A 21,409-nucleotide genomic window follows, 5' to 3' on the forward strand; every position below is an offset into this window, starting at 1 on the left:
CGTCAGTCGAGTTCCGGCGGGAACTGGTTTGTCCGCCGAAGAAGAGGCGTGCCTATAAAGGCGAGACGGGGCGGGATCAAGTCGCCTTGAACACTGTCTGCGACGGGGCGATCCGCCGCATCGCCGTGACGGTCGATCAGGGGAACTGTAACGAGAGCTGCGCCGTTTCGCGGCCGACTGATTTTCCGGGAGTTTCGCCATGCGTCTGATCGCCCTCGCCGTCACTGTCTCGACCCTGACCCTGGCCGCCGCCTGCGGCGCCAACGGGCAGGATGACGCCGCTTCCGCCGGTCAGGCGGCCGCGCCGCTGGAGACCCGCGCCGCCAACGGCGCCCGCCAGCAACCCGCCTTCGCCGGCCAGACCCGCGCGCCGGGCGTGCGGACCGAAGCGGCCCTGACCCATACGGTCGTGGCCTCGGGGCTGGAGCATCCCTGGGGGCTGGCCTCGCTGCCGGACGGCCGCTGGCTGGTGACGGAAAAGCCGGGCCGCCTGCGCATCGTCACCGCCGAGGGGCAGGTCGGCGAACCGGTCACCGGCCTGCCGCGCGTCGATGCGCGGGGGCAGGGCGGCCTTCTGGACGTGGTTGTCGGCCCGACCTTCGCCCAGGACCGCCTGATCTACTGGAGCTATGCCGAACCCCGCGAGGGGGGCAACGCCACCGCCGTCGCCCGCGGCCGCCTGTCGGACGACGGCGGCCGGGTCGAGGCCGTGCAGGTCATCTTCCGCGCCTCCCCGACCTATGACGGCGACAAGCATTTCGGCTCCGCCCTCGCCTTCGATCCGCAGGGCCATCTGTTCATCACCCTGGGCGAACGCTCCGACGCGCCCATGCGTCCGCAGGCCCAGGACCTGGCCTCGCACATGGGCAAGGTCATCCGCATCAACGCCGACGGGACCGTGCCGTCCGACAACCCCTTCGTCGGCCGTCAGGGCGCCCGGCCCGAGATCTGGTCGCTGGGCCATCGTAACGTTCAGGGCATCGCCATCGCCCCCGACGGCGACGTCTGGACGGTCGAGCACGGCACGCGCGGCGGCGACGAGATCAACCTCGATCAGGCGGGCAAGAACTATGGCTGGCCGATCGTCGCCTATGGCGTCGAATATGCGGGCGGCCGAATCAATGAGGGCGTCACCGCCCGCGACGGTCTGGAACAGCCGGTCTATTACTGGGACCCGGTCATCGCGCCGGGCGGCATGACGCTCTACGAGGGCGCCATGTTCCCGGGCTGGCGCGGCAATCTGCTGGTCGCTGGCCTGAAGGAAAAGCGGATCTCGCGTCTGGTGCTTCAGGACAACCGCGTGGTCGGCGAGGAATATCTGCTGACCGATCTGGGTGAACGCGTGCGCGACGTGGCGGTGGGGGCCGACGGGGCGGTCTGGGCCATCACGGACGAGCAGAACGGCAAGCTGGTCCGCCTGTCGGCGACCTAGTCGACGGGCATCCGGAAGGTGAAGCGGGTCTCGGTCTCGTCCGAGACCACGTCGATGTCGCCCCCGTGCGCCAGGGCGATCTGCGAGGCGATATAGAGGCCCAGGCCCAGCCCCTCGCGGACCTCGCCCTGCCGCAGGCGGCTGAACGGTTTGAACAGCTCGGTCCGGGCCGTCTCCGAGATCGGCGCGCCGCCGTTGGCCACGGACAGGATGAAATCCCTGTCGTCGCTGGTGGCCCGCACGGACACGGCGCCTTGCGGGTCGCCATGGCTCAGGGCGTTGCCCAGCAGGTTCGACAGCAGTTGGCCGATGCGGTCGGGGTCGCAGGCGACCGGCTGCGCCAGCGCCAGATCCGTCCGGATCACCCGATTGGCGTGACCGGACTTCAACTCGCCGATGACCTGCTCCAGCACCGGGCCGATCCGGACCGGGCGGCGCGGCGCGACCGGCAGCCCGCCGCCCAGACGGCCGCGGGCGAAATCCAGAACGTCGTTGATCAGGCGGCTCATCCGCTGACCGCTGTCCTGCATCTGGTCGAGGATGACCTGGGCCTTGTCGGTCAGCGGCGTCTTTCTCAGCAGGGCCGCGCCCGCCTGGACGGCGGCCAGCGGATTGCGCAGGTCGTGGCCCAGCACGGCGATGAACTGGTCGCGCAGCTCGGCGGCCTCGCGCTCGTCCAGCAGGGCGGCCTCCGACCGGGCCAGCCGCTCCTCGGCGTCCAGCTGGGTCCCGATCAGCTGGGCGAACAGCCGGAAGGTGTCGACCGTCTCCGGTCTCGAGGCGTTATGCGGGTTCGGATCGATGGCGCAGAGGGTGCCGAAAAAGCTGCCGTCCCCGCGCACGATCGGCACCGAGATATAGCTTTGCAGCCCATAGGTCAGGGGCGTGTGGTGGTTGGCGAAGGCGGGGTTCTGGTCCGCGTGGTCGAAGACGATCACCTCACGGCTCTGGCGCACCTCGTTGCACAGGGTCGTCCGCACCGGCAGCTCGCCGCCGACGCCCAGCCCGAACCCGATCTCGTCGCGCACGGCGCAGGCGATCCAGCGATCCTCGGTGACGCGCGCGACGGCGGCATAGCCCATGCCCGTGATGCGGCAACAGACCTCCAGGATCGACGGCACGGCGTTGATGCGCGAGACCGTCCCGATGTCCGGGGCCGGCGGATCGTTCTCGACGCCCTCTGAAGCCGCTTTCCCTGACATGACGGGACTATGCCGCGCCTTCGCCCCCTTGGCGACTCCCTGCGTCCAATTCCGACGCACGGGCATGCGATGCTCTTCCCGATCGCAGGGCAGGCTGTTCAAGTTGGAGTTGGAGTCTTCTCGTTCCGAATTCTCAAACCGGAAAAATTCAATCGCGAAGAAGCTCGTTCACCCCGGTTTTGGCCCGGGTCTGGGCGTCGACGCGCTTGACGATCACGGCGCAGTACAGGCCCGGCCCGCCGTTCGGATCCGGCAGGCTGCCGGGCACGACGACCGAATAGGCCGGAACCTCGCCGCGGAAGACCTCGCCGGTCGCCCGGTCGACGATCTTGGTCGAGGCCGACAGGTAGACCCCCATGGCCAGAACCGCGCCCTCGCGGACGATCACGCCCTCGGCCACCTCGGCCCGGGCCCCGATGAAACAGCCGTCCTCGATGATGGTCGGATTGGCCTGCAGGGGCTCCAGCACCCCTCCGATGCCCGCCCCGCCTGACAGGTGCACGTTCTTTCCGATCTGGGCGCAGGAGCCGACCGTGGCCCAGGCGTCAACCATCGAGCCTTCGTCCACATAGGCCCCGATGTTCACGAACGACGGCATCAGGACCACATTCCGGCCGATGAAGGCGCCCTGACGGGCGACCGCTCCGGGCACGGCGCGGAACCCGGCCTTCTCGAAATTGGCCTCGGTCCAGTGGGCCCATTTGACCGGCACCTTGTCCCAATAGGGGCCCGGCGTCGGATCACTGACCCCCATGGTCGCCCCGACCGGCGCGCCCATCCGGACGTTCGGGTTCAGGCGGAAGGACAGCAGCACCGCCTTCTTCAGCCACTGATGGGTGGTCCAGACGCCGTCCTCGCCCCGCGAAGCGACCCGCGCCTCGCCCGAGTCCAGCAGGGCCAGGGCCTGCTCGACCGCCTTGCGGACCTCGCCGTGGGTCGCGGTCGAGACCTCGGCCCGGTCTTCCCAGGCGGCTTCGATGACGGATTCCAGATGGGCCAGGTCGGTCATGCGGCGGCGTCCTTGAAGGTCAGGTCGGTCAGGAAGTCAGTCAGATCAGGGGCGATGTGGTCGATATGCTCACCCAGCGGCTTGCCATGTCCGTCCCCGATCAGGACGGTGGTCATCCCCAGCGCCTTGGCCGGCTCCAGGTTCTTCGGCGTGTCCTCGAAGAAGGCGGCCAGCCGGGGCTCGAAACCGAACCGCTCGATCACCTTGCGGAAGGTCGAGGGCGCGGGCTTGGGCGTCAGGTCCGCGTCCTCGATGGCGAAGACCCCGTCAAAACAGTCGGTGACCCCCAGTCGCGCCAGCACCCGGCCCGCATACTCCCGCGCGCCATTGGTGAAGACATAGCGTCGGCCCGGCAGGCGACGCAGCTGCTCGGCCAGCCGGGGATTGGGCTCCAGACTGTCCATCGGCACGTCGTGCACATCGTGCAGGAAGTGGGGGGCGTCGATCGTATAGTTGGCCATCAGCCCGGCCAGGGTCGTGCCGTGCTCGTCCAGAAACTGCCGCTGCAGCACGGCGGCCTCCTCAGGGTGCAGCCCGACGGCCTCGACGACGTAGGCGTTGATCCTCGCCTGCACCAGCCGCATCAACCCCTGCTCGCGCGGGTACAGGGTGTCGTCCATGTCGAACACCCAGGTCTGGATATGCTCCAGATCTATCGCCGTGCGCTCGATCAAGACGCCTTCACCAGCGTGCCGGCGCCGTATTCGGTGAACAGTTCGACCAGCATGGCGTGAGGACGGCGGCCGTCCAGAATGACCACGGCCTCAACGCCCGCGCGCACGGCGGCCATGGCCGTCTGCAGCTTGGGGATCATGCCGCCGGTCGCGACCCCGTCGGCGATCAGTTGCGACGCCTCGCCGACCGTCATCTGGCGGATGATGTCGCCGTCCGCGCCCTTCACGCCCGCCACGTCGGTCAGCAGAAGCATCCGCTTGGCCTTCAGTTCGCCCGCGAGCGCGCCCGCCACGGTGTCGGCGTTCACATTAAACGTCGCGCCTTCCTCGGTCACGCCGATCGGGGCGACGACGGGGACCCAGTCGTCGGTCTCCGAGGCGATCAGGTTGCGGATCAGCTTGGCGTCCACCTTGGTCGGGTCGCCGACGAAGCCGAGATCGACCTCGTGCTCGATCATGCTGTCGGGATCGCGTTTCTTGCGCGAGGTCTTCTTCACGGTCAGCAGGCCCGCGTCCTTGCCGGACAGGCCGACGCCCCGAACGTCCGCCTCCTTGCCCGCCACCGTGATCCAGTGGGCGATCTCCTTGTTGACCGCGCCTGACAGGACCATCTCGGCGACCGCCATGGTGTCGGCGTCGGTCACGCGCAGGCCGTCGACGAAGTTCGACTTCACTCCGGCCTTGTCCAGCATGGCGCTGATCTGCGGTCCGCCGCCGTGCACCACGACCGGGTTCACGCCCATCAGCTTCAGCAGCACGACGTCGGCGGCGAACTGTTTGGCCACGGCGACTTCGCCCATGGCATGGCCGCCGTACTTTATGACCACGGTCTCGCGGTCATAGACCTGGATATATGGAAGCGCCTCGGCCAGCGTCTTCGCCGTAGCCCAGCCGCGTTCCTCGGATTGCCGTTCTGTTTCATCCATGATCAGCGGCTCCCTAAAGCCAAGGCCGCAGCCTGTCATCATGAAACCGGAACCTTGGCGGGCCGTTTCGTCAATATGAACCCGCATGAGATCGATGATCAGGGCCTGGCGCCCTCCGACCCGACAGACCCGGCCTCGCTCCAGCATCCGGACGCCACCCTCTGCCCGGAATGCCAAGGGTCCGGCGCCCTGCCGGACGGCGAGACCTGCCCCGTGTGCGAGGGGACGGGCAAGGCCACCGGGCGAACCGGCGGCGGCTAGGCTCTACAACCCGGAACCAGGTGGCCCGGGTGAATCTCCTGAGGTTAAAAATATCCCCGTGCGCTGACGCTTGTCGTTTCAGCGCGCGGCGTTAGGTTGACTGCCTTCCTATTCCGGTCGGTGGGTTTCCAGATGTTCGATAGCTTCAACAATCGCGTCGGCGCGAGCCAGTCGGGTCGCTTCGCGGAGGGTTTGGACTTCTCCACCTCACGCTCCGGGCATGACGCCGGCGCGTCCAGCGGCGCAAACGACTACGGCTTCGGCGCGATCGCCAGCTATCAGGTCTGCTCGTGCTGCGCCCGTCTTCACAGCGCGACCTCGACCGGCGACGGCGGTCAGGGCGCGATCCTGAACGGCGACGACCGGGGCGGCACGGGGTCGAACGGCAAGCTGTCCCTTTCGCCCGGCGATGCCGGCGCCCAGATCACGCGCAGCAACACCAGTTGGGCTGCGGGGCTCGGCCAGGCGGCGACGGTGACGTTCGCCTTCCGTCTGTCGGCTGATTCCATGCCGACCGATACGTCGGGGTTCACCCAGTTCACCGCCGCCCAGATCGCCGTAGCGCTCCAGTCCATGGCGGCCTGGTCGGACGTGGCCAACATCACCTTCGTGCGGGTCTCTGACGCCGGCAGCCAGTATTCGAACAATGCGACGATGCTGTTCGGCAACTATGCCGACGGCCAGTCCGGCGCGGCCGCCTTCGCCTACCTGCCCGGCGGCATGCCGGGCGCCACCGGGATCGGCTCGGCTGCGGGCGACGTCTGGATCAACAGCTCGCTGTCCTACAACGCCAACCCGGTGCTCTACGGCTACGGCACCCAGACCCTGCTGCACGAGATCGGCCATGCGATCGGTCTCAGCCACCCGGCGGCGTACAACGCTTCCGAAGGCGTCACTATCACCTACGATCAGCACGCGACCTATTTCGAGGATTCGCGCCAGTACACGGTGATGAGCTATTTCAGCGAAGCCAACACGGGGGCGAGCTTCGGTAACCGCTACGCCTCGGCGCCGCTGATGGACGACATCGCGGCGGCCCAGCGACTGTACGGTGCAAACACCACGACCCGCACCGGCGACACCGTCTACGGCTTCAATTCGAACGCCGGCTCGCCCTGGTTCTCGGCCACGACCTCGACGTCCACGCTGATCTTCGCGGTCTGGGACGCCGGCGGCGTCGATACCTTCGACTTCTCCGGCTATAATCGGGCCCAGGTTATCGACCTGCGGCAGGGCGCCTTCTCCAACGTCGGCGGTCTGACCGGCAACGTTTCGATCGCCATCGGCGTCACTATCGAGAACGTGATCGGCGGGACCGCCGCGGACACCATTCGCGGCAACTCGGCCGACAACACCATCACCGGCAACGGCGGCGCTGACGTCATCGACGGCGGGCTGGGGTCGGACACGGTGGTCTTCTCGGGACCGCGCGCCAACTACACCATTACCTGGAACGGTCAGGTCGGCACGGTGACCGCGGTTGGACAGCCGGCGGTGACGATCACCAATGTCGAGTTCCTGAAATTCTCGGACCAGACCATCGCCGCGACGCCGACCGGGGGGCTGTTCGTCGGGGGTGACATCACCAACGAAACCATCAACGGCTCCGCGCTCGGCGACACGCTCGGCGGCCTCGGTGGCAACGACACCGTCAACGGTCTGGCCGGCGACGACTATCTGGACGGCGGTTCGGGCGACGATATCCTGAACGGAGGCGACGGCAATGACACCCTGCTGGGCGGGCTGGGGGAAGACACGCTGGACGGCGGCGCCGGCAACGACACCGCGGATTTCTCGGGTCTCAGCACGGCCGTCACCGTCAATCTGCTCCAGGGCTTGGCCACCAGCCGGACGGTGACGGATACGCTCGTCAGCATCGAAAACGTCACCGGCACCGCCCAGGCAGACACCATCACCGGCGACGGCAACGCCAACATCATCCGCGGCGGCGGCGGCATCGATACCCTGAACGGCGGCGGCGGCGACGATCAGCTGTTCGCAGGCGATCCCGGACTGTCCGGCGGTGCGCCTGACGTCGCAAAGGCCGCCACGACCGTGAACAGCACGCGCGAGACGGCCGTGTCCCTGACGGGCACGTTCGACCTGCTGCCCAACACCGCCATCGTCGATCCAACCACGACCCCCCACTCCACTGTGGTGGCCACGGCGCACGGCGGCGGCGTCGAATATTACGCCATCACGGTGACCGAGACCGGCGAAGTCGTCATCGACATCGACAACGCCAGCTTCGATTCCACCCTTCGCCTGTACTCGGCGGATGGTGCGGAAATCGCCACCAACGACGATGATGCGGCGGACGGCGGAAGCGAAACGGATTCCCGCATCATCACCACCCTGGCGCCGGGCGCCTACTACATCCAGGTCGGCGAGTGGGTCAGCAACAACAGCGGCGGAACCTTCAACTCGGGCGGGATTGACGCGGGCGGCACCTATACGATGCACGTCTCCATTCCGGGGCAGGCTGTTCAGCCCATCGCTTTGGCAGGCTCGACCCTGAACGGCGGGACGGGTCTGGACACCCTGACCGGCGGGACCGGCGCCGACACGTTGAACGGCGGCGCGGATAACGACATCCTGAATGGCGGGGGCGACAATGACACGCTGAACGGGGGCGACGGCGTCGACACGGCCGTCTTCTCGGGCGCGCGCTCCTCCTACACGATCAGCACCACCGGCTCTGTCACCACCATCACCGGTCCGGACGGCACGGACACCCTGACCAATGTCGAACGCCTGCAGTTCAGCAATGGCTTGTTCGATATCGCGGGCAATCCGATCACGGCCACCACCCCGATCGACGGGACAGCCAATGCCGACACCCTGAACGGAACCGCCGGCGCCGACGTCATCAACGGCCTGGCCGGCGACGACGTCATCAACGGCGGCGTCGGCAACGACACGATCAACGGCGGTGACGGCGTCGATACCGCCGTCTTCAGCGGCACGATCGCGCAGTCGACCGTCGCCACCAGCGGCGGCGTGACCACGGTCACCGGCCCGGACGGCACGGACAGCCTGACCAACGTGGAATACCTGCGCTTCACCGACGGCACCCTGATCGTGGGCGCCGGCGGGGGTCAGTTGTTCACGGGAACGGCCAATGCCGACGCCCTGACGGGCACCGCCTTCAATGACACCATCAATGCCGGCGCGGGCCTCGACACCATCAGCGGGGCGGCGGGCGACGACACGATCAATGCCGGCGACGGCGACGACGTGATCACCGGCGGGACGGGCAACGACACCATCGACGGCGGCGCGGGGTCGGACACGGCGGTGTTCGGCGGCACGATCGCCGGCTCGACGGTGGCGACCAGCGCGGGCGTGACGACCGTCACGGGCCCGGACGGCACGGACAGTCTCAGCAATGTGGAATACCTGCGCTTCAGCGACGGCACCTTGATCGTGGGCGCCGGCGGCGGCCAGTTGTTCACCGGCACGGCCAACGCCGACAGCCTGACGGGCACCGCCTTCAATGACGTGATTGACGCCGGCGCGGGTGCGGACACCCTGAACGGCGCGGGGGGAAACGACACGATCAATGCGGGCGATGGCGACGACGCCATCACCGGCGGCGCCGGAAATGACGCCATCGACGGCGGGTCGGGGGCGGACACGGCGGTCTTCGCGGGTAACCGTTCCGCCTACACCCTCAGCACGGTCTCGGGCGTGACCACCCTCACCGGTCCGGACGGGACCGACACCCTGACCAATGTCGAGCGCCTGCAGTTCGCGGACGGCTTCTACGACATCAGCGGTGCCCCGATCATCAACACGGTGAACGGAACGCCCAACGCCGACACGCTCGTCGGCACTTCGGGGGTGGACGCCATTAACGGCGGCGACGGCAACGACATCCTGACCGGCGGCCTCGGCAATGACACCCTTGATGGAGGGGCGGGTACGGACACCGCGGTCTTCGCGGGTCTGGCCTCGGCCTACACGGTCGTCACCAACGGCGCGACGACCACGGTGACCGGTCCGGACGGGGTGGACACCCTGACCACGATCGAACGCCTGCGTTTCGACGACGCGGTCCTGATCGTGGGCGCGGGCGGCGGACAGTATGTCGCCGGCACGCCGAACGCCGACACTCTCAACGGCACAGCGTTCAACGACCAGATCGAGGGCGGCGCCGGCGCGGATGTCATCGACGGCGCGGCGGGGAATGACACCATTGACGCCGGCGACGGCGACGATGTGGTCACGGGCGGACCGGGCTCCGATGCCATCAACGGCGGCGCCGGAACCGATACGGCGGTCTTCGCCGTCGGCGGCGTGTCCTACTCGATCTCCGTGCTCGGCGGCGTGGCGACGGTGACCAGCTCGGACGGGGTCGACAGCCTGACCAACATCGAACGCCTGCGCTTCGCCGGCGTCGAACTGGCGGTCAGCGCGCTGGGCGGCGTCACCCTGATCGGCGCCAATGCCGGTGAGACCCTGGCGGGCGGCGCGACCAATGACCGTCTGTACGGCTTCGGCGGCAATGACACCCTGAACGGCGACGCGGGAGACGACGTCCTCGCCGGCGGCGCGGGCGTGGACGTGCTGAACGGCGGCGCGGGTTCCGATACGGCGGACTATTCCGGCGCAGCCGGCGCGGTCACCGCCCGGATCGACAGCCAGTCGGCGTCGAACGACGGCGACGGCGGAACCGACACCTTCACCTCGATCGAAAACCTGACCGGCTCGGCCTTCAACGACCTTCTGGTCGGCAACGTCGGGAACAACATCCTGTCGGGTGGTCTGGGCCGTGACGTCATCATCGGCGGCGGTGGCGACGACACGATCAACGGCGGCGGCGACGTTCCGAATGAGCTGTACGGCGGCACCGGCAACGACACCTATATCCTCGAACACCGCTCGGACTCGATCGTCGAGGCTGTGGGCGAGGGCTACGACACCATCCGTTCGGCCCTGTTCCAGATCAACATGGCCGCCAACGTCGAGGAACTGGTCTACACCGGGACGGGCACTTTCACCGGCGTCGGCAACGCCCAGGCCAACACCATCCGCGGGGGCGCGCTGCGCGACACCCTGATTGGCGGCGGCGGCAATGACGTGCTGTACGGCGGCGCCGGCGCGGCCAACGAACTGTACGGCGGCACGGGCGATGACACCTATATGCTCGACGCGGCCGACACTGTCATCGAGAACGTCGGCGACGGCACGGATACGGTCATCACCTCGACCCTGACCGGCTATAATCTTGGCGCCAATATCGAGAACCTGACCTACACCGGAGGCGGCAACTTCACCGCCGGCGGCAACACCCTGGACAACGTCCTGACGGGCGGCGGCGGGAACGACATCCTGCGCGGGCGGGGCGGCAACGACACCCTGATCGGCGGCGCGGGCGTCGACACCGCCGACTACAGTCTGGCGGCGGCGGCGGTCACCGCCCGACTGGATAGCCAGTCCGCGTCCAACGACGGCGACGGCGGCGTGGACACGTTCCAGTCGATCGAGAACCTGACCGGCTCGGCCTTCAACGACCTGTTGATCGGCAACACGGGCGACAACGTCCTGTCCGGCGGTCTTGGCCGTGACGTCATCATCGGCGGCGCCGGGGATGACACGATCAACGGCGGCTCCGGCGTGCCGAACGAGCTGTACGGCGGCCTCGGCAATGACACCTACATTGTCGAGGAACGCACCGACTCGATTATCGAGAACGCGGGCGAGGGCATCGACACCGTCCTGTCGGCCCTGTTCCAGATCAATCTGTCGGCCAATGTCGAGAACCTGACCTATACCGGAACCGGAACCTTCACCGGCGTCGGCAATGCGCTGGGCAACACCATCCGCGGCGGAACGCTGCGCGACGTCCTGCTGGGAGGCGGCGGCAACGACATCCTGATCGGCGGGACCGGAGCCGCCAACGAGCTCTACGGCGGCGAAGGCGACGACTATTACATCCTGCAGGTCGCCGACACGGTGATCGAGGGCGTCGGGGCGGGCAGGGACACGGTCGACGCGCGCATCCTGACCTACACCCTGGGCGCCAACATCGAGAACCTGATCTTCGGCGGGTCGGGCAACTTCACCGGCACGGGCAACAGCCTGAACAACCTCATCATCGGCGGCGCCGGTGACGACGTTCTGCGCGGGGGCGGCGGCAACGACACCCTTCAGGGCGGTCTGGGCAATGACACCGTGGTTCTGGCGGGCACGGCCGGCCAGTACACCGTCGTCGCCGAGGGCGCGGGCTGGCGGGTCACCGACACCACGGCCGGCCGTGACGGCTCCCTGTTGCTCACCAGTATCGAGACCCTGCGCTTCAGCGACGGCTCCACCCAGTCCCTGACCCAGCCGGCCGCGTCCGCGTCGGCCGCCGGCGTCAAGGATGTCATGGGGCCGGACTTCATCCTGCCCTCGCTGGATGACGACCACTTCCTGTCGGCCCTGTTCGACAAGGGGTCGAGCGATGCGCCGCAGGTCCTGCCGACGCTGGCCGTAGACAAGGGCGCCTCGGTCGCGGCCGGGCCGCAGGTGCAGCCCCTGGCGCATGACGACTTCATCGTCAGTGGCGATGCGGGACCGCAGGTTCTGCCGGCGTTGACGGATGATGCAGGGCGCGTGGACGGCGAAATCAGCGGACGGTTCGCCGCCCTGACGGCGCTGGATATCGACCCCCATCTGGTGATCGACGCCTCGCATGGATTGTACCTGCTGCCGGACGACAGCCTGGTCGGCAGCGTGCCGGCTCACGATCCCTGGGCCTGAACGGCGCTCTGATCGTAACGGCGCTCTGACGAACGCGCCCCGCCGGATCCCTCCGGCGGGGCGTTTCCCGACGCGGGCTTTCCCGGGCGGTCGGCAGGGGTGCAGGGTGGCTGTAACCTTCCGGTCACGCTGAACATTGTTCTGCCTTAGTCCGGCTCGACCTCGGGCGAAGGGACTGATATGAAAGCTTAGCGGCGGCTCTGTACGCCGTCCTGAGATCATCCTGGCTGCGGAGGGCATCCACCAATGCGCGTTAAGACTTTCATTCTGGCGTCGAGCGCCGCCGGGGCCCTCGCCCTGTCGGCCGGTGTCGCCGCCGCCGAGCCGAACGGCTGGTACGGTGCTATTGACGCCGGTTACCACACGATCGGCGACATCGAGACCACGTCGCAAGCGGCGGGTCCGCAGTTCGACTTCGAAGTCGACGACTCCTGGGCGGCGTTCGCCCGTCTGGGCTACCGGTTCAACGAGAACTGGCGCGTGGAACTTGAGGGCGGCTACCGTGACGGTGGCGACATCGCCTCCGTGACCAACCCGAACGCGAGCGTCATCACCGGCGTCTGCAACATCACGCCGACCACCGTGTGCACGAGCCCGGAAGGCGAGATCAAGTCGACCACCCTGATGGCCAACGTGATCTATGACTTCGGCGACGAGTCGTGGGCCTTCCGTCCGTTCATCGGTCTGGGCGCCGGCGTCAACCGCGTCGACACCCAACTGCTGGGCACCCTGGGCGGCCGTCGCACGACCGCCATCGGCATCGACGACTCCTCGACCAAGCTGGCGGCGCAAGCCCTCGCCGGCGTGGCCTGGGCGATCAGCGATCGGGCCCATCTGGACCTGACCTATCGCTACCTGGTGTCGGACATGGAGTTCGAAGCCGCCATCAACCCGGTCGTTGACGCCGGTCTGGGCGGACCGTTCGCCGGTCGTTACGACGACAGCCACACCGTGACCCTGGGCCTGCGCTATGCGTTCGGCGCCGACGAGCCGGCGTACATCCCGCCCCCGCCGCCCCCGCCGCCCCCGCCGCCGCCCCCGCCGCCGCCGCCTCCGCCCCCGCCGCCTCCCGCGGTGCAGGCGAACCGTGAGTTCGTGGTCTACTTCGACTGGGATCGCTCGGAACTGACGGCTGAAGCCCAGTCGGTGGTCACGCAGGCCGCCAACTACGCCAAGTCGGGCCGTCCGACCCGCGTCCTGATCGTCGGCCACGCCGATACCTCGGGCTCGGCGGCGTACAACATCGGCCTGTCGAACCGCCGTGCGCGCACCGTGGCTGACGCCCTGGTCGCTCAAGGCGTCAACGGCGGCGTGATCTCGCTGGACGGCAAGGGTGAAACCGCCCTGGCCCGCCCGACCGCCGATGGCGTTCGCGAGCCGCTGAACCGTCGCGCCACCATCGGCATCAACTTCCGCTAAACCCGGACGCTGATCCGATCCCTTCGGCCCTCCGGGGCTGAAGGACGGCAGACAAGACACAGAGCCGCCGGTCCTCGAAAGAGGGCCGGCGGTTTTGCTTTGCGGGGGGCGGATGGAAACCATCACGACCCCGCGTTCGTATCAGGACATCATCCTGGAGACCGTCCATGACGCGTCGCATGCCCCTGATCCTCATTATCCTCGCCGCAGCGGCCTGTTCAGGCGGCGACCGGGCGGAAGGCGCGCAACAGCCGGACAGCGGCCGGCGCGAGACGGCGGTCTTCGCGGGCGGTTGCTTCTGGTCCGTGGAATCGAATTTCGAGCACATTCCCGGGGTGGTGACCGCCGTGTCGGGCTATGCGGGCGGCCGCACGGCGCGACCGACCTATGAACAGGTGGTCGGCGGCGGCACGGGGCATCTGGAGGCGGTCCAGGTCACGTTCGATCCGGCCCGGATATCCTACCGCGCCCTGGTCGACCGTTTCTGGCGAACGATCGACCCCACGGACGCGCGGGGCCAGTTCTGTGACCGGGGCGCCAACTACGGCACGGCGGTCTTCGCCAGCGAATCGCAGCGTCCCGCCGCAGACGCTTCGCGCGTCGCCGCCGCTCGCGTCATCGGCCCGAACCGGTTTGTGACACCCGTGCTGCCGGCCGCCCGCTTCTGGCCCGCCGAGTCCGAGCACCAGGATTTCGCGCGCCGCAATCCGGTCCGCTACGCCGGCTACAGCCGATTCTGCGGGCGCGCGGCGCGCCTGGCCCGCATCTGGTCCTGATTTGATCCACAGTTGTGCGCTGCGGCAGGGTGTGTCTCCCGGGCCACCCCGGGCGCTTGTCATATCACTGTCACATCAGTGTCGTCCCACTTTCCAACGGCGCGCCTAAGGGGGGCGTGATCTTGAACGACCTTTTCCGGTCGGGGCGCTTCCGCCCAACTCATCGGGGATATGATGACAATGACGAACCGCAAACGCGCGTTCTGGGCGACGACCGCCCTCTGCAGCGGCCTGCTTCTCGCCGGCGCCGCCTCGGCCCAATCGACCGGTTCGGAAACGACCGAAGCCACCAGCCTGGGCGACGTCGTCGTCACCGGCTCCCGCGGTACGCGCAGCATCGACGGTCTGGCCGTCGCCGAAACCGTCACCAAGACGCGTAACTCCATCACCCAGGAATTCATCGAGACCCAGACCCCGGGCCAGACGATCCTGCAGACCCTGAACCTGACGCCGGGCCTCAGCTTCACCAATACCGATCCCTATGGTTCGTCGGGCGGCAACATCCGTCTGCGCGGCTTTGACGGTAACCGCGTGTCGCTGACCTTCGACGGCATCCCGCTGAACGACACCGGCAACTACGCCAGCTACACCAACCAGCAGATGGACCCGGAACTGATCGAGCGCGCCTCGGTCAACACCGGCTCGACTGACGTCGACAGCCCCACTGCCGCGGCCACCGGCGGCGCCATCAACTATACGACGCTGCGTCCGACCGCTGACTTCGGCGGCTGGGCCCAGGCCTCGTTCGGCGACTTCGATTATCGCCGCTACATGTTCCTGATCAACTCGGGCGAGTTTGGTCCGTGGGGCACCTCGGCCTGGTTCGCCGTTTCGAAGACCGACTACGACAAGTTCAAGGGCCGCGGCGATCTGCAGAAGACGCAGTTCAACGCGCGCCTCTACCAGCCGCTGGGCGACAACGGCGACTTCCTGTCGCTGTCGGGTCACTGGAACGAGAACCGCAACAACAACTACCTCGGGCCGAACCTCGGCAACGCCGACCGCACGATCCTGCCTCAGGTCGAGACCGACCCGCGTGGCTGGGACATCGACTTCAACGACACCTACCTGCCCTATCCCGTCGTCGGTGCGAATGCTGCAAGCTTCACGGGCCGCAACGGCGTCGCTGACGTCGATCCGTCGGGCAACTCCAACTACTGGGGTCTGCGTATCAACCCGTCCAACACGGGCAACATTCGCGGCCAGTCGCGCTTCACCCTGATGGACGGCCTGGTCCTGACGGTCGATCCGTCGCTCCAGTACACCCTCGCCAACGGCGGCACCGGTCAGGTTGTCCTGTCGGAAACCGACCGTGTAATCCGCGGCACGTTCGCCACGGGCGGCCTGGACCTGAACGGTGACGGCGATACGCTGGACAGCGTCCGCGTTCATGCCACCAACAACACCAACACCCACCGCTATGGCCTGAACGCCTCGCTGATCTGGGATCTGGACGACAACCACCGCGTGCGCGCTGCCTATGCGCTGGACTACGGTCGTCACCGCCAGACGGGCCAATACGGCCGCATCAATCGCAGCAACCCTGCCGATCCGCGTTTCGCCGACTGGTTCGCCGGCCGCAATGATGAAGCCAACCGCATCGTCAACTTCAATGGCTATGAGCTGCGCACTCGTGACCGTCTGTCGATCGCTGAGCTGAACCAGTTCTCGCTCGAATATCGCGGCCAGTTCCTGGACGACGCCCTGACGATCAACATCGGCGTCCGGGCTCCGTTCTTCAGCCGCGATCTGAATCAGTACTGCCTGACCCAGGACCGCTCCTCGAACGTGCTCTGCACGACCGAGACCACCACGACGACCGCGCTCATCAACGGTGTCCCCACCGTTCTGACCAACGGCAACGTTGCGATCCCGGGACGCGTCACGGGTACGGCTCCGACTCAAACCTCCATCCAGTACATCCCGGCGTTCTCGGCCAACGAGAAATACGACGACATCCTGCCGAACATCGGCGCCTCGTACCGCTGGGGTGACGGTCATTCGGTCTATGTAAGCTACGCAGAGACCCTGTCGGCGCCGCGGACGGACAGCCTCTACAATGTCTCCCGCCTTGCCGACGGCAGCCTGGGCAACCCGACTGTTCAACCGGAATCGGCCCAGAACTTCGACCTGGGCTACCGCTACTCGAACCCGACCCTGGTCGGCACCGTGTCGGTCTTCGCCAACAACGAAGAAAACCGTATCGTCAGCACCTTCGATGACGCCCTCGGCCAGTTCGTCGACCGTAACGTGGGTTCGGTCGAGCGTATCGGCGCCGAAGGCTCCATCGGCTGGTCGCCGGTTGAAGCCCTCAGCCTGTATGCCTCGGCGACCTGGCTGCAGAGCGAAGTGCAGGACGACTATGTCAACAACACCTCTGGCGGCGTTGCGCAAATCGTTCGCACCAAGGGCAAGGAACTGGTCGAGACCCCGGAATGGATGTTCTCGGCCCGTGCCAGCTACCAGTTCACCGACTGGCTGGAAGCCGGCATCCAGGCCAAGTACACGGGCGAGCGCTTCCTGACCGACACCAACGACATGACGGTTGACGCCTTCACTGTGGTCGACGCCAACGTCCGCATCGACCTGGCTCCGTTCGGCTACGAAGGCACGTTCATCCAGGTGAACGCCGACAACGTCTTCGACGAGCAATACTACGCCAACCTCGGCACCCGCGCTTCGGGCACCCCGGGCACGGTCGGCTACAGCGCCACGAGCCAACCCTTCGCCTCGGTCGGCGCCCCGCGCACGATCTCGGCCACCCTGCGCGTCGCCTTCTAAGGCTCACACAGGTCAAGACAGAGGAGGGCGGTCCGGAAACGGGCCGCCCTTTTTCTTTTTGGCGAGGACGACGGCTACGAGCCCCTATTCGGCGCCAAGCGTTGAAGTCGGGGGCCGGGGTGTCTATCTGGCGCGGCTGGCGCGCTTTCGGCGCCGATGAGGATCGTTTCCGACCATGACCACCTTCGTCCCGGCCGAATGGGCCCCGCACCGCGCCATGTGGGTCGGCTGGCCCAGCCACGGCGAGCTGTGGGAGGACAACCTCGAACAGGCCCAGGCCGAGGTCGAGGCGCTGGTCCGCGCCCTGGCCGGTCCGGGGCGTGAACAGGTCAAGCTGATGGTCGGCAAGCCCGAGGCGCTGGACGACGCCCGCGCCCGCTTCGCCGGCGTGGACGGGATCGAGGTGGTCGACGGCCTGTTCGGCGACATCTGGCTGCGCGACACCGGCCCGATCTTCGGCGCCGGTTCGAAGACTGCCGCCGCCTTCCGCTTCAACGGCTGGGGCGGCAAATATGTGTATGCGCACGATGACACCGTCGCCACCCAGATCGGCGAAGCCTCGGGCACCCCGCTGGACCGGAATGACTTCATCATCGAGGGCGGCGCCCTGGACCACGACGGGCTGGGCACCATCCTGACCACCCGCCAGTGCGTGATGAACGCCAACCGCAATCCCGAATGGAAGAATGAGGCTGACGCCGAGCGCGCGCTGTCGGCGGCGCTCGGCGCGGGTCATTTCGTCTGGCTGGGCGACGGCCTGCTGAACGACCACACCGACGGCCACGTCGACAACCTGGCCCGCTTCGTCGCGCCCGGCGTGGTGGCGGTGCCGATCGCGTTCGGCCGGAATGATCCCAACGCCGACGCCTATGACGCCGCCGCCGCCGTGATCAGCGGCGCGCGGGACAATGCGGGCAACCCGCTGAAGGTGCTGCGCATTCCTTCGCCCGGCTTCGTCGGCGACGAGGACGAACGCCCCATCCCCGCCAGCCATATGAATTTCCTCATCGCCAACGGGGCGGTGATCGTGCCGACCTATGGCAACGACATGGCCGCGCGTCTGGCCTGCGAGGCCCTGGCGTCCGCCTTCCCCGATCGGGAAATCATCCCCCTGCCGTCGCTGGCCGTCCTGACCGGCGGCGGCTCGTTCCACTGCATCTCCCAGCAGGAGCCGGCGTAATGACCCGCACCGTTTCCGTCGCCGCCATCCAGACCTCGTATGCGTCCGAGGACATTCAGGCGAACATCGACAAGACCATCGGCTTCATCCGCGAGGCCGCCGGCCGTGGCGCGCAGGTGATCCTGCCGTCGGAGCTGTTCCAGGGGCCGTATTTCTGCGTCTCGCAGGAAGAGAAGTGGTTCGGGACCGCCTATGCGTGGCGCGAGCATCCGGCCGTGGTCCAGCTGCAGCCGCTGGCCAGGGAGCTGGGCGTGGTTATTCCCGTCTCGATTTTCGAGCGCGAGGGGCCGCACTACTTCAACTCGATGGTGATGATCGACGCCGACGGGACGCTGATGGGCGTCTATCGCAAGAGCCATATCCCGGACGGCCCCGGCTATCAGGAGAAATACTATTTCCGGCCCGGCGACACCGGCTTCAAGGTCTGGGACACCCGGTTCGGCCGCATCGGCGTCGGCATCTGCTGGGACCAGTGGTACCCCGAGAGCGCCCGCGCGATGATGCTGCAGGGGGCGGAAGTCCTGCTGTACCCGACCGCCATCGGCAGCGAGCCGCATGACGAGACCCTGGATACCGCCCTGCCCTGGCGCCGCGCCATGCAGGGTCACGCCGTGTCCAATGTCGTGCCGGTCGTGGGCGCCAACCGCATCGGGCATGAACAGGTGACGGCGGCGGGCCAGAGCTTCTACGGCCACTCCTTCATCGCCGACCATCGCGGCGATCTGGTCGAGAGCCTGGAGGGCGAGGAAGGGGTGCTGGTGCACACCTTCGATCTGGACTTCCTGGATCGCCACCGCGCGGCCTGGGGCTTCTTCCGCGACCGCCGCACGGACCTGTACAGCGCGATCAGCGGGCCGCGTCCGGCCTAGTTGGTCGACGGGCCGAGCGCCAGCCGCTCGGCGGCGCAGGACGGGTTGGTCAGGCCCTCGGCGCGGGCGGCCGTGACCTCCGAGCGGGCGGCCTCCAGATCGGCGGCGAAGCCGGGCGAGGCGGCGGCGCGGGCATAGAGGGCCTCGCCGATCCGTTCACCGTCGGCGACGTCGCCCTGCCAGTTCAGGCGGCAGATCCGGCGGCTGAGGCCGATCTCGCGGCCCATACCCTGGAGCATGGCCCCCTTGTCCGGGGCGAGTTCCGCGAACAGACGGCCATAGGCCGCGCCCGCGACCGCGCCGCCGGCGGGCCAGGACGGGCTGTCACGCAGGGTGTCGGTGAGACGCTGGCAGGGCTGGAGCATCGGATCCACGGCCACCGGGCGAGGACGGGTCCAGGTCGCGGCGAGACGGCGGGTCAGAGCGTCAGAATCCACCAGCAGCCGGTTCATCAGCCGGGTCAGGGCCGGACGCGGCTGTTCCGTCAGCCGCGTGCCCAGGATGCAGTCAAAGTGCTGGGCCGCCTCGGGCGCGCGCAGTTCGGCCTGGGCGGTCGCCAGCCACCAGCGATCCGTGCCGGGGCCGCCGCCGGGTGTGTCTCCAGTCCAGATGAGGGTCTGGGGGCTGGGCGTGAACTGGCTCGCCAACCCGTCCAGCGCACCGCCGTCCAGATAGCCGGACGCAGGCAGGGGGGCAGGGCCGGTCCCGCCCACAGTGGCGCAAGCGCCCGACAGCAAGAGCAGGGCGGCCGCGAGGGCCGGTCGGATCAGCCGCCGGACCACGTCAGCTGAACATCGGTGGGGCCATCGACGATCGGGGTGGCGACGACCTGCAACAGGCGATTGCCGCCGTCACCGGCGGAATAGGCGCGCGCTTCGTCCCGGTTCAGGCTGTTGATCGGCTTAAGGCCCGAGGCCTCGGCCCGCTGGCGGTAGAAGGTCACCACCTCGTCCGGCGAGGCGTCGGTCGTGAAGGCGAGAATGCCGCCGGGACCCGCAGGCCCCTGGGCGACGGTGGGGGCGCCGGACGGCGTTCCGCCCGGATAGACGACAGCGAACTCGGGCGCACCGGGCGCAGCGGGCTGGGCCGGGGTCGAAGGCGTGGTCGCCGAGGGGGCGGAGGCGGGACCGGCTGCCGTCTCCGCATCGGTCGCGGCGGTCGCCGGCGTGGCGTCCACCGCCGGACCCTTGTCTTCGTTGCGATTGCAGCCCGTCATGACGATGGCCGCCGAAATCGCGACGGCCGAAAGCGTACGCTTCATCCCGTGTCTGTCCTTGAGACTGTTTTGTTGGCGTCACCGTGGCCCAACCATGCGGCGGCGGCAAGGCGACATAAGGCCCGATCGGGGACCGACCCTGTCAAAGCGTCAACCCGGCGCCCGTCACTTGTCGGCGGATTTGATGCCTTCGCTGGTCAGGCTTTCGTTGATCGTGTCCTGATCGGGGTCGTTGTCGGAACCGGTGGCGGCGCCGCCCTGCAGGGAGCCGGCGCGGGTGTCGGAGCCCATGTCCGAGCCGGACAGGGCGTCGATCAGGGCGTCCCGGGTCCGGCCCAGATCGGGCTTCTCGCCCTGATCATCGGCCTCGCGGGCGTCTTCGGTGAGCGGCGGCTGCTGTTGCTGGGTCATGGCGAAGCTCCTTCAAAGGCATAGCGGGCAGGGAGGGGCGGGGTTCCGCCCGCCTAGCGCGGGCAGGACAGGTCGCCCTCGCGGCACTGGGCGATGCGACGCAGGTCGCGGGTCCGCTCGTTCGACAGGCGGGCGATGCATCCCGACTGAACCATGGCCCAGGCGGAGCCGCCCCGGACGCCGGAGGATTCAAACCGGCACTGTTGGTCGCGGAAGCTGATCCACGATCGCTGGGCGTTGCGCAGCAGAGTGCGGGAGGCGGGCGACAGCCCGTTGATGGTGGCCGTGTACTGGCTGTTCAGCGCCTGATCGGCGGCGCGCTCGTCCCGGGCGGCGGCGGCGTTCATCTGCGACTGTGATTGCGCGAGGGCGGCCGTGGCCAGGACGCAGGGGCCGAGAGCGATCAGGGCCAGCTTGAGGGGGCGGTTCATCGGGCGTGTCCTCGGGAAGTGGGGTCTTCACACCGGAACGCCCGGGCCCGGGGGAAGGCGCCAATGAAAAAGGGG

16 protein-coding genes are annotated in these 21,409 nt (G+C 67.9%); 8 read left to right on the forward strand and 8 right to left on the reverse strand.

Going from position 1 to position 21,409, the window contains the following annotated elements; genetic code table 11:
- Positions 1–199: 199 nt before the first annotated feature.
- Complete coding sequence (locus ACW174_RS08010) at positions 200–1,432, forward strand: PQQ-dependent sugar dehydrogenase (protein ID WP_492017121.1); 1,233 nt, start codon at positions 200–202, stop codon at positions 1,430–1,432.
- On the opposite strand, the gene ACW174_RS08015 is transcribed toward ACW174_RS08010, so the two are convergent.
- The 4 genes from ACW174_RS08015 to argB all read right to left on the reverse strand — a co-directional run bounded on the left by ACW174_RS08015 (position 1,429) and on the right by argB (position 5,243).
- Entirely contained in the window at positions 1,429–2,634 is a 1,206-nt protein-coding gene (locus ACW174_RS08015) for a GAF domain-containing sensor histidine kinase (RefSeq protein ID WP_492017122.1), read from the reverse strand. The genes ACW174_RS08010 and ACW174_RS08015 overlap by 4 nt on opposite strands.
- Positions 2,635–2,782: 148 nt before the next feature.
- Positions 2,783–3,643: a 2,3,4,5-tetrahydropyridine-2,6-dicarboxylate N-succinyltransferase gene (gene dapD, locus ACW174_RS08020; protein WP_492017123.1), complete on the reverse strand. Its 861-nt coding sequence runs from the start codon at positions 3,641–3,643 to the stop codon at positions 2,783–2,785.
- Positions 3,640–4,317, reverse strand: a complete 678-nt coding sequence (locus ACW174_RS08025; protein ID WP_492017124.1) for a pyrimidine 5'-nucleotidase — start codon at positions 4,315–4,317, stop codon at positions 3,640–3,642. The genes dapD and ACW174_RS08025 overlap by 4 nt, the downstream gene beginning before the upstream one ends.
- Positions 4,314–5,243 (reverse strand): acetylglutamate kinase, encoded by a 930-nt coding sequence (gene argB, locus ACW174_RS08030; RefSeq protein ID WP_492017125.1) that lies wholly within the window; start codon positions 5,241–5,243, stop codon positions 4,314–4,316. The genes ACW174_RS08025 and argB overlap by 4 nt, the downstream gene beginning before the upstream one ends.
- A 54-nt stretch (positions 5,244–5,297) precedes the next feature.
- On the opposite strand from argB, the gene ACW174_RS08035 reads away from it, so the two are divergent.
- The 7 genes from ACW174_RS08035 (at position 5,298) to aguB (ending at position 19,276) form a co-directional block, all read left to right on the forward strand.
- Positions 5,298–5,504 carry a hypothetical protein gene (locus ACW174_RS08035; RefSeq protein ID WP_492017126.1) on the forward strand — a complete coding sequence of 69 codons (207 nt, stop codon included), beginning with the start codon at positions 5,298–5,300 and terminating at the stop codon, positions 5,502–5,504.
- 132 nt (positions 5,505–5,636) lie between these two features.
- Positions 5,637–12,251 carry a M10 family metallopeptidase C-terminal domain-containing protein gene (locus tag ACW174_RS08040; RefSeq protein WP_492017127.1) on the forward strand — a complete coding sequence of 2,205 codons (6,615 nt, stop codon included), beginning with the start codon at positions 5,637–5,639 and terminating at the stop codon, positions 12,249–12,251.
- Positions 12,252–12,497: 246 nt separating this feature from the next.
- Positions 12,498–13,670: an OmpA family protein gene (locus tag ACW174_RS08045; RefSeq protein ID WP_492017128.1), complete on the forward strand. Its 1,173-nt coding sequence runs from the start codon at positions 12,498–12,500 to the stop codon at positions 13,668–13,670.
- Between the two features lie 167 nt (positions 13,671–13,837).
- The gene (msrA, locus tag ACW174_RS08050) at positions 13,838–14,446 is read left to right on the forward strand and encodes a peptide-methionine (S)-S-oxide reductase MsrA (protein ID WP_492017129.1); all 609 of its coding nucleotides are present in this window, start codon (positions 13,838–13,840) and stop codon (positions 14,444–14,446) included.
- Positions 14,447–14,626: 180 nt separating this feature from the next.
- The gene (locus tag ACW174_RS08055) at positions 14,627–17,227 is read left to right on the forward strand and encodes a TonB-dependent receptor (RefSeq protein ID WP_492017130.1); all 2,601 of its coding nucleotides are present in this window, start codon (positions 14,627–14,629) and stop codon (positions 17,225–17,227) included.
- 175 nt (positions 17,228–17,402) lie between these two features.
- Complete coding sequence (locus tag ACW174_RS08060) at positions 17,403–18,407, forward strand: agmatine deiminase family protein (RefSeq protein WP_492017131.1); 1,005 nt, start codon at positions 17,403–17,405, stop codon at positions 18,405–18,407.
- Entirely contained in the window at positions 18,407–19,276 is an 870-nt protein-coding gene (gene aguB / locus ACW174_RS08065; RefSeq protein WP_492017132.1) for an N-carbamoylputrescine amidase, read from the forward strand. The genes ACW174_RS08060 and aguB overlap by 1 nt, the downstream gene beginning before the upstream one ends.
- Here aguB and ACW174_RS08070 read toward each other — a convergent pair.
- From ACW174_RS08070 to ACW174_RS08085, 4 genes are all read right to left on the reverse strand, one after another.
- Complete coding sequence (locus ACW174_RS08070) at positions 19,273–20,058, reverse strand: phosphatase PAP2 family protein (RefSeq protein WP_492017133.1); 786 nt, start codon at positions 20,056–20,058, stop codon at positions 19,273–19,275. The genes aguB and ACW174_RS08070 overlap by 4 nt on opposite strands.
- Positions 20,043–20,537, reverse strand: coding sequence for a hypothetical protein (locus tag ACW174_RS08075; protein ID WP_492017134.1), 495 nt, complete (start codon positions 20,535–20,537; stop codon positions 20,043–20,045). The genes ACW174_RS08070 and ACW174_RS08075 overlap by 16 nt, the downstream gene beginning before the upstream one ends.
- Before the next feature lie 120 nt (positions 20,538–20,657).
- On the reverse strand, positions 20,658–20,903 hold the full coding sequence (locus ACW174_RS08080) for a ribonuclease (RefSeq protein ID WP_492017135.1): 246 nt from the start codon (positions 20,901–20,903) through the stop codon (positions 20,658–20,660).
- A 53-nt stretch (positions 20,904–20,956) separates the two neighbouring features.
- The gene (locus tag ACW174_RS08085; RefSeq protein ID WP_492017136.1) at positions 20,957–21,334 is read right to left on the reverse strand and encodes a lysozyme inhibitor LprI family protein; all 378 of its coding nucleotides are present in this window, start codon (positions 21,332–21,334) and stop codon (positions 20,957–20,959) included.
- Positions 21,335–21,409 lie beyond the last annotated feature (75 nt).

This window comes from Brevundimonas sp. AVps31, from assembly GCF_058681355.1.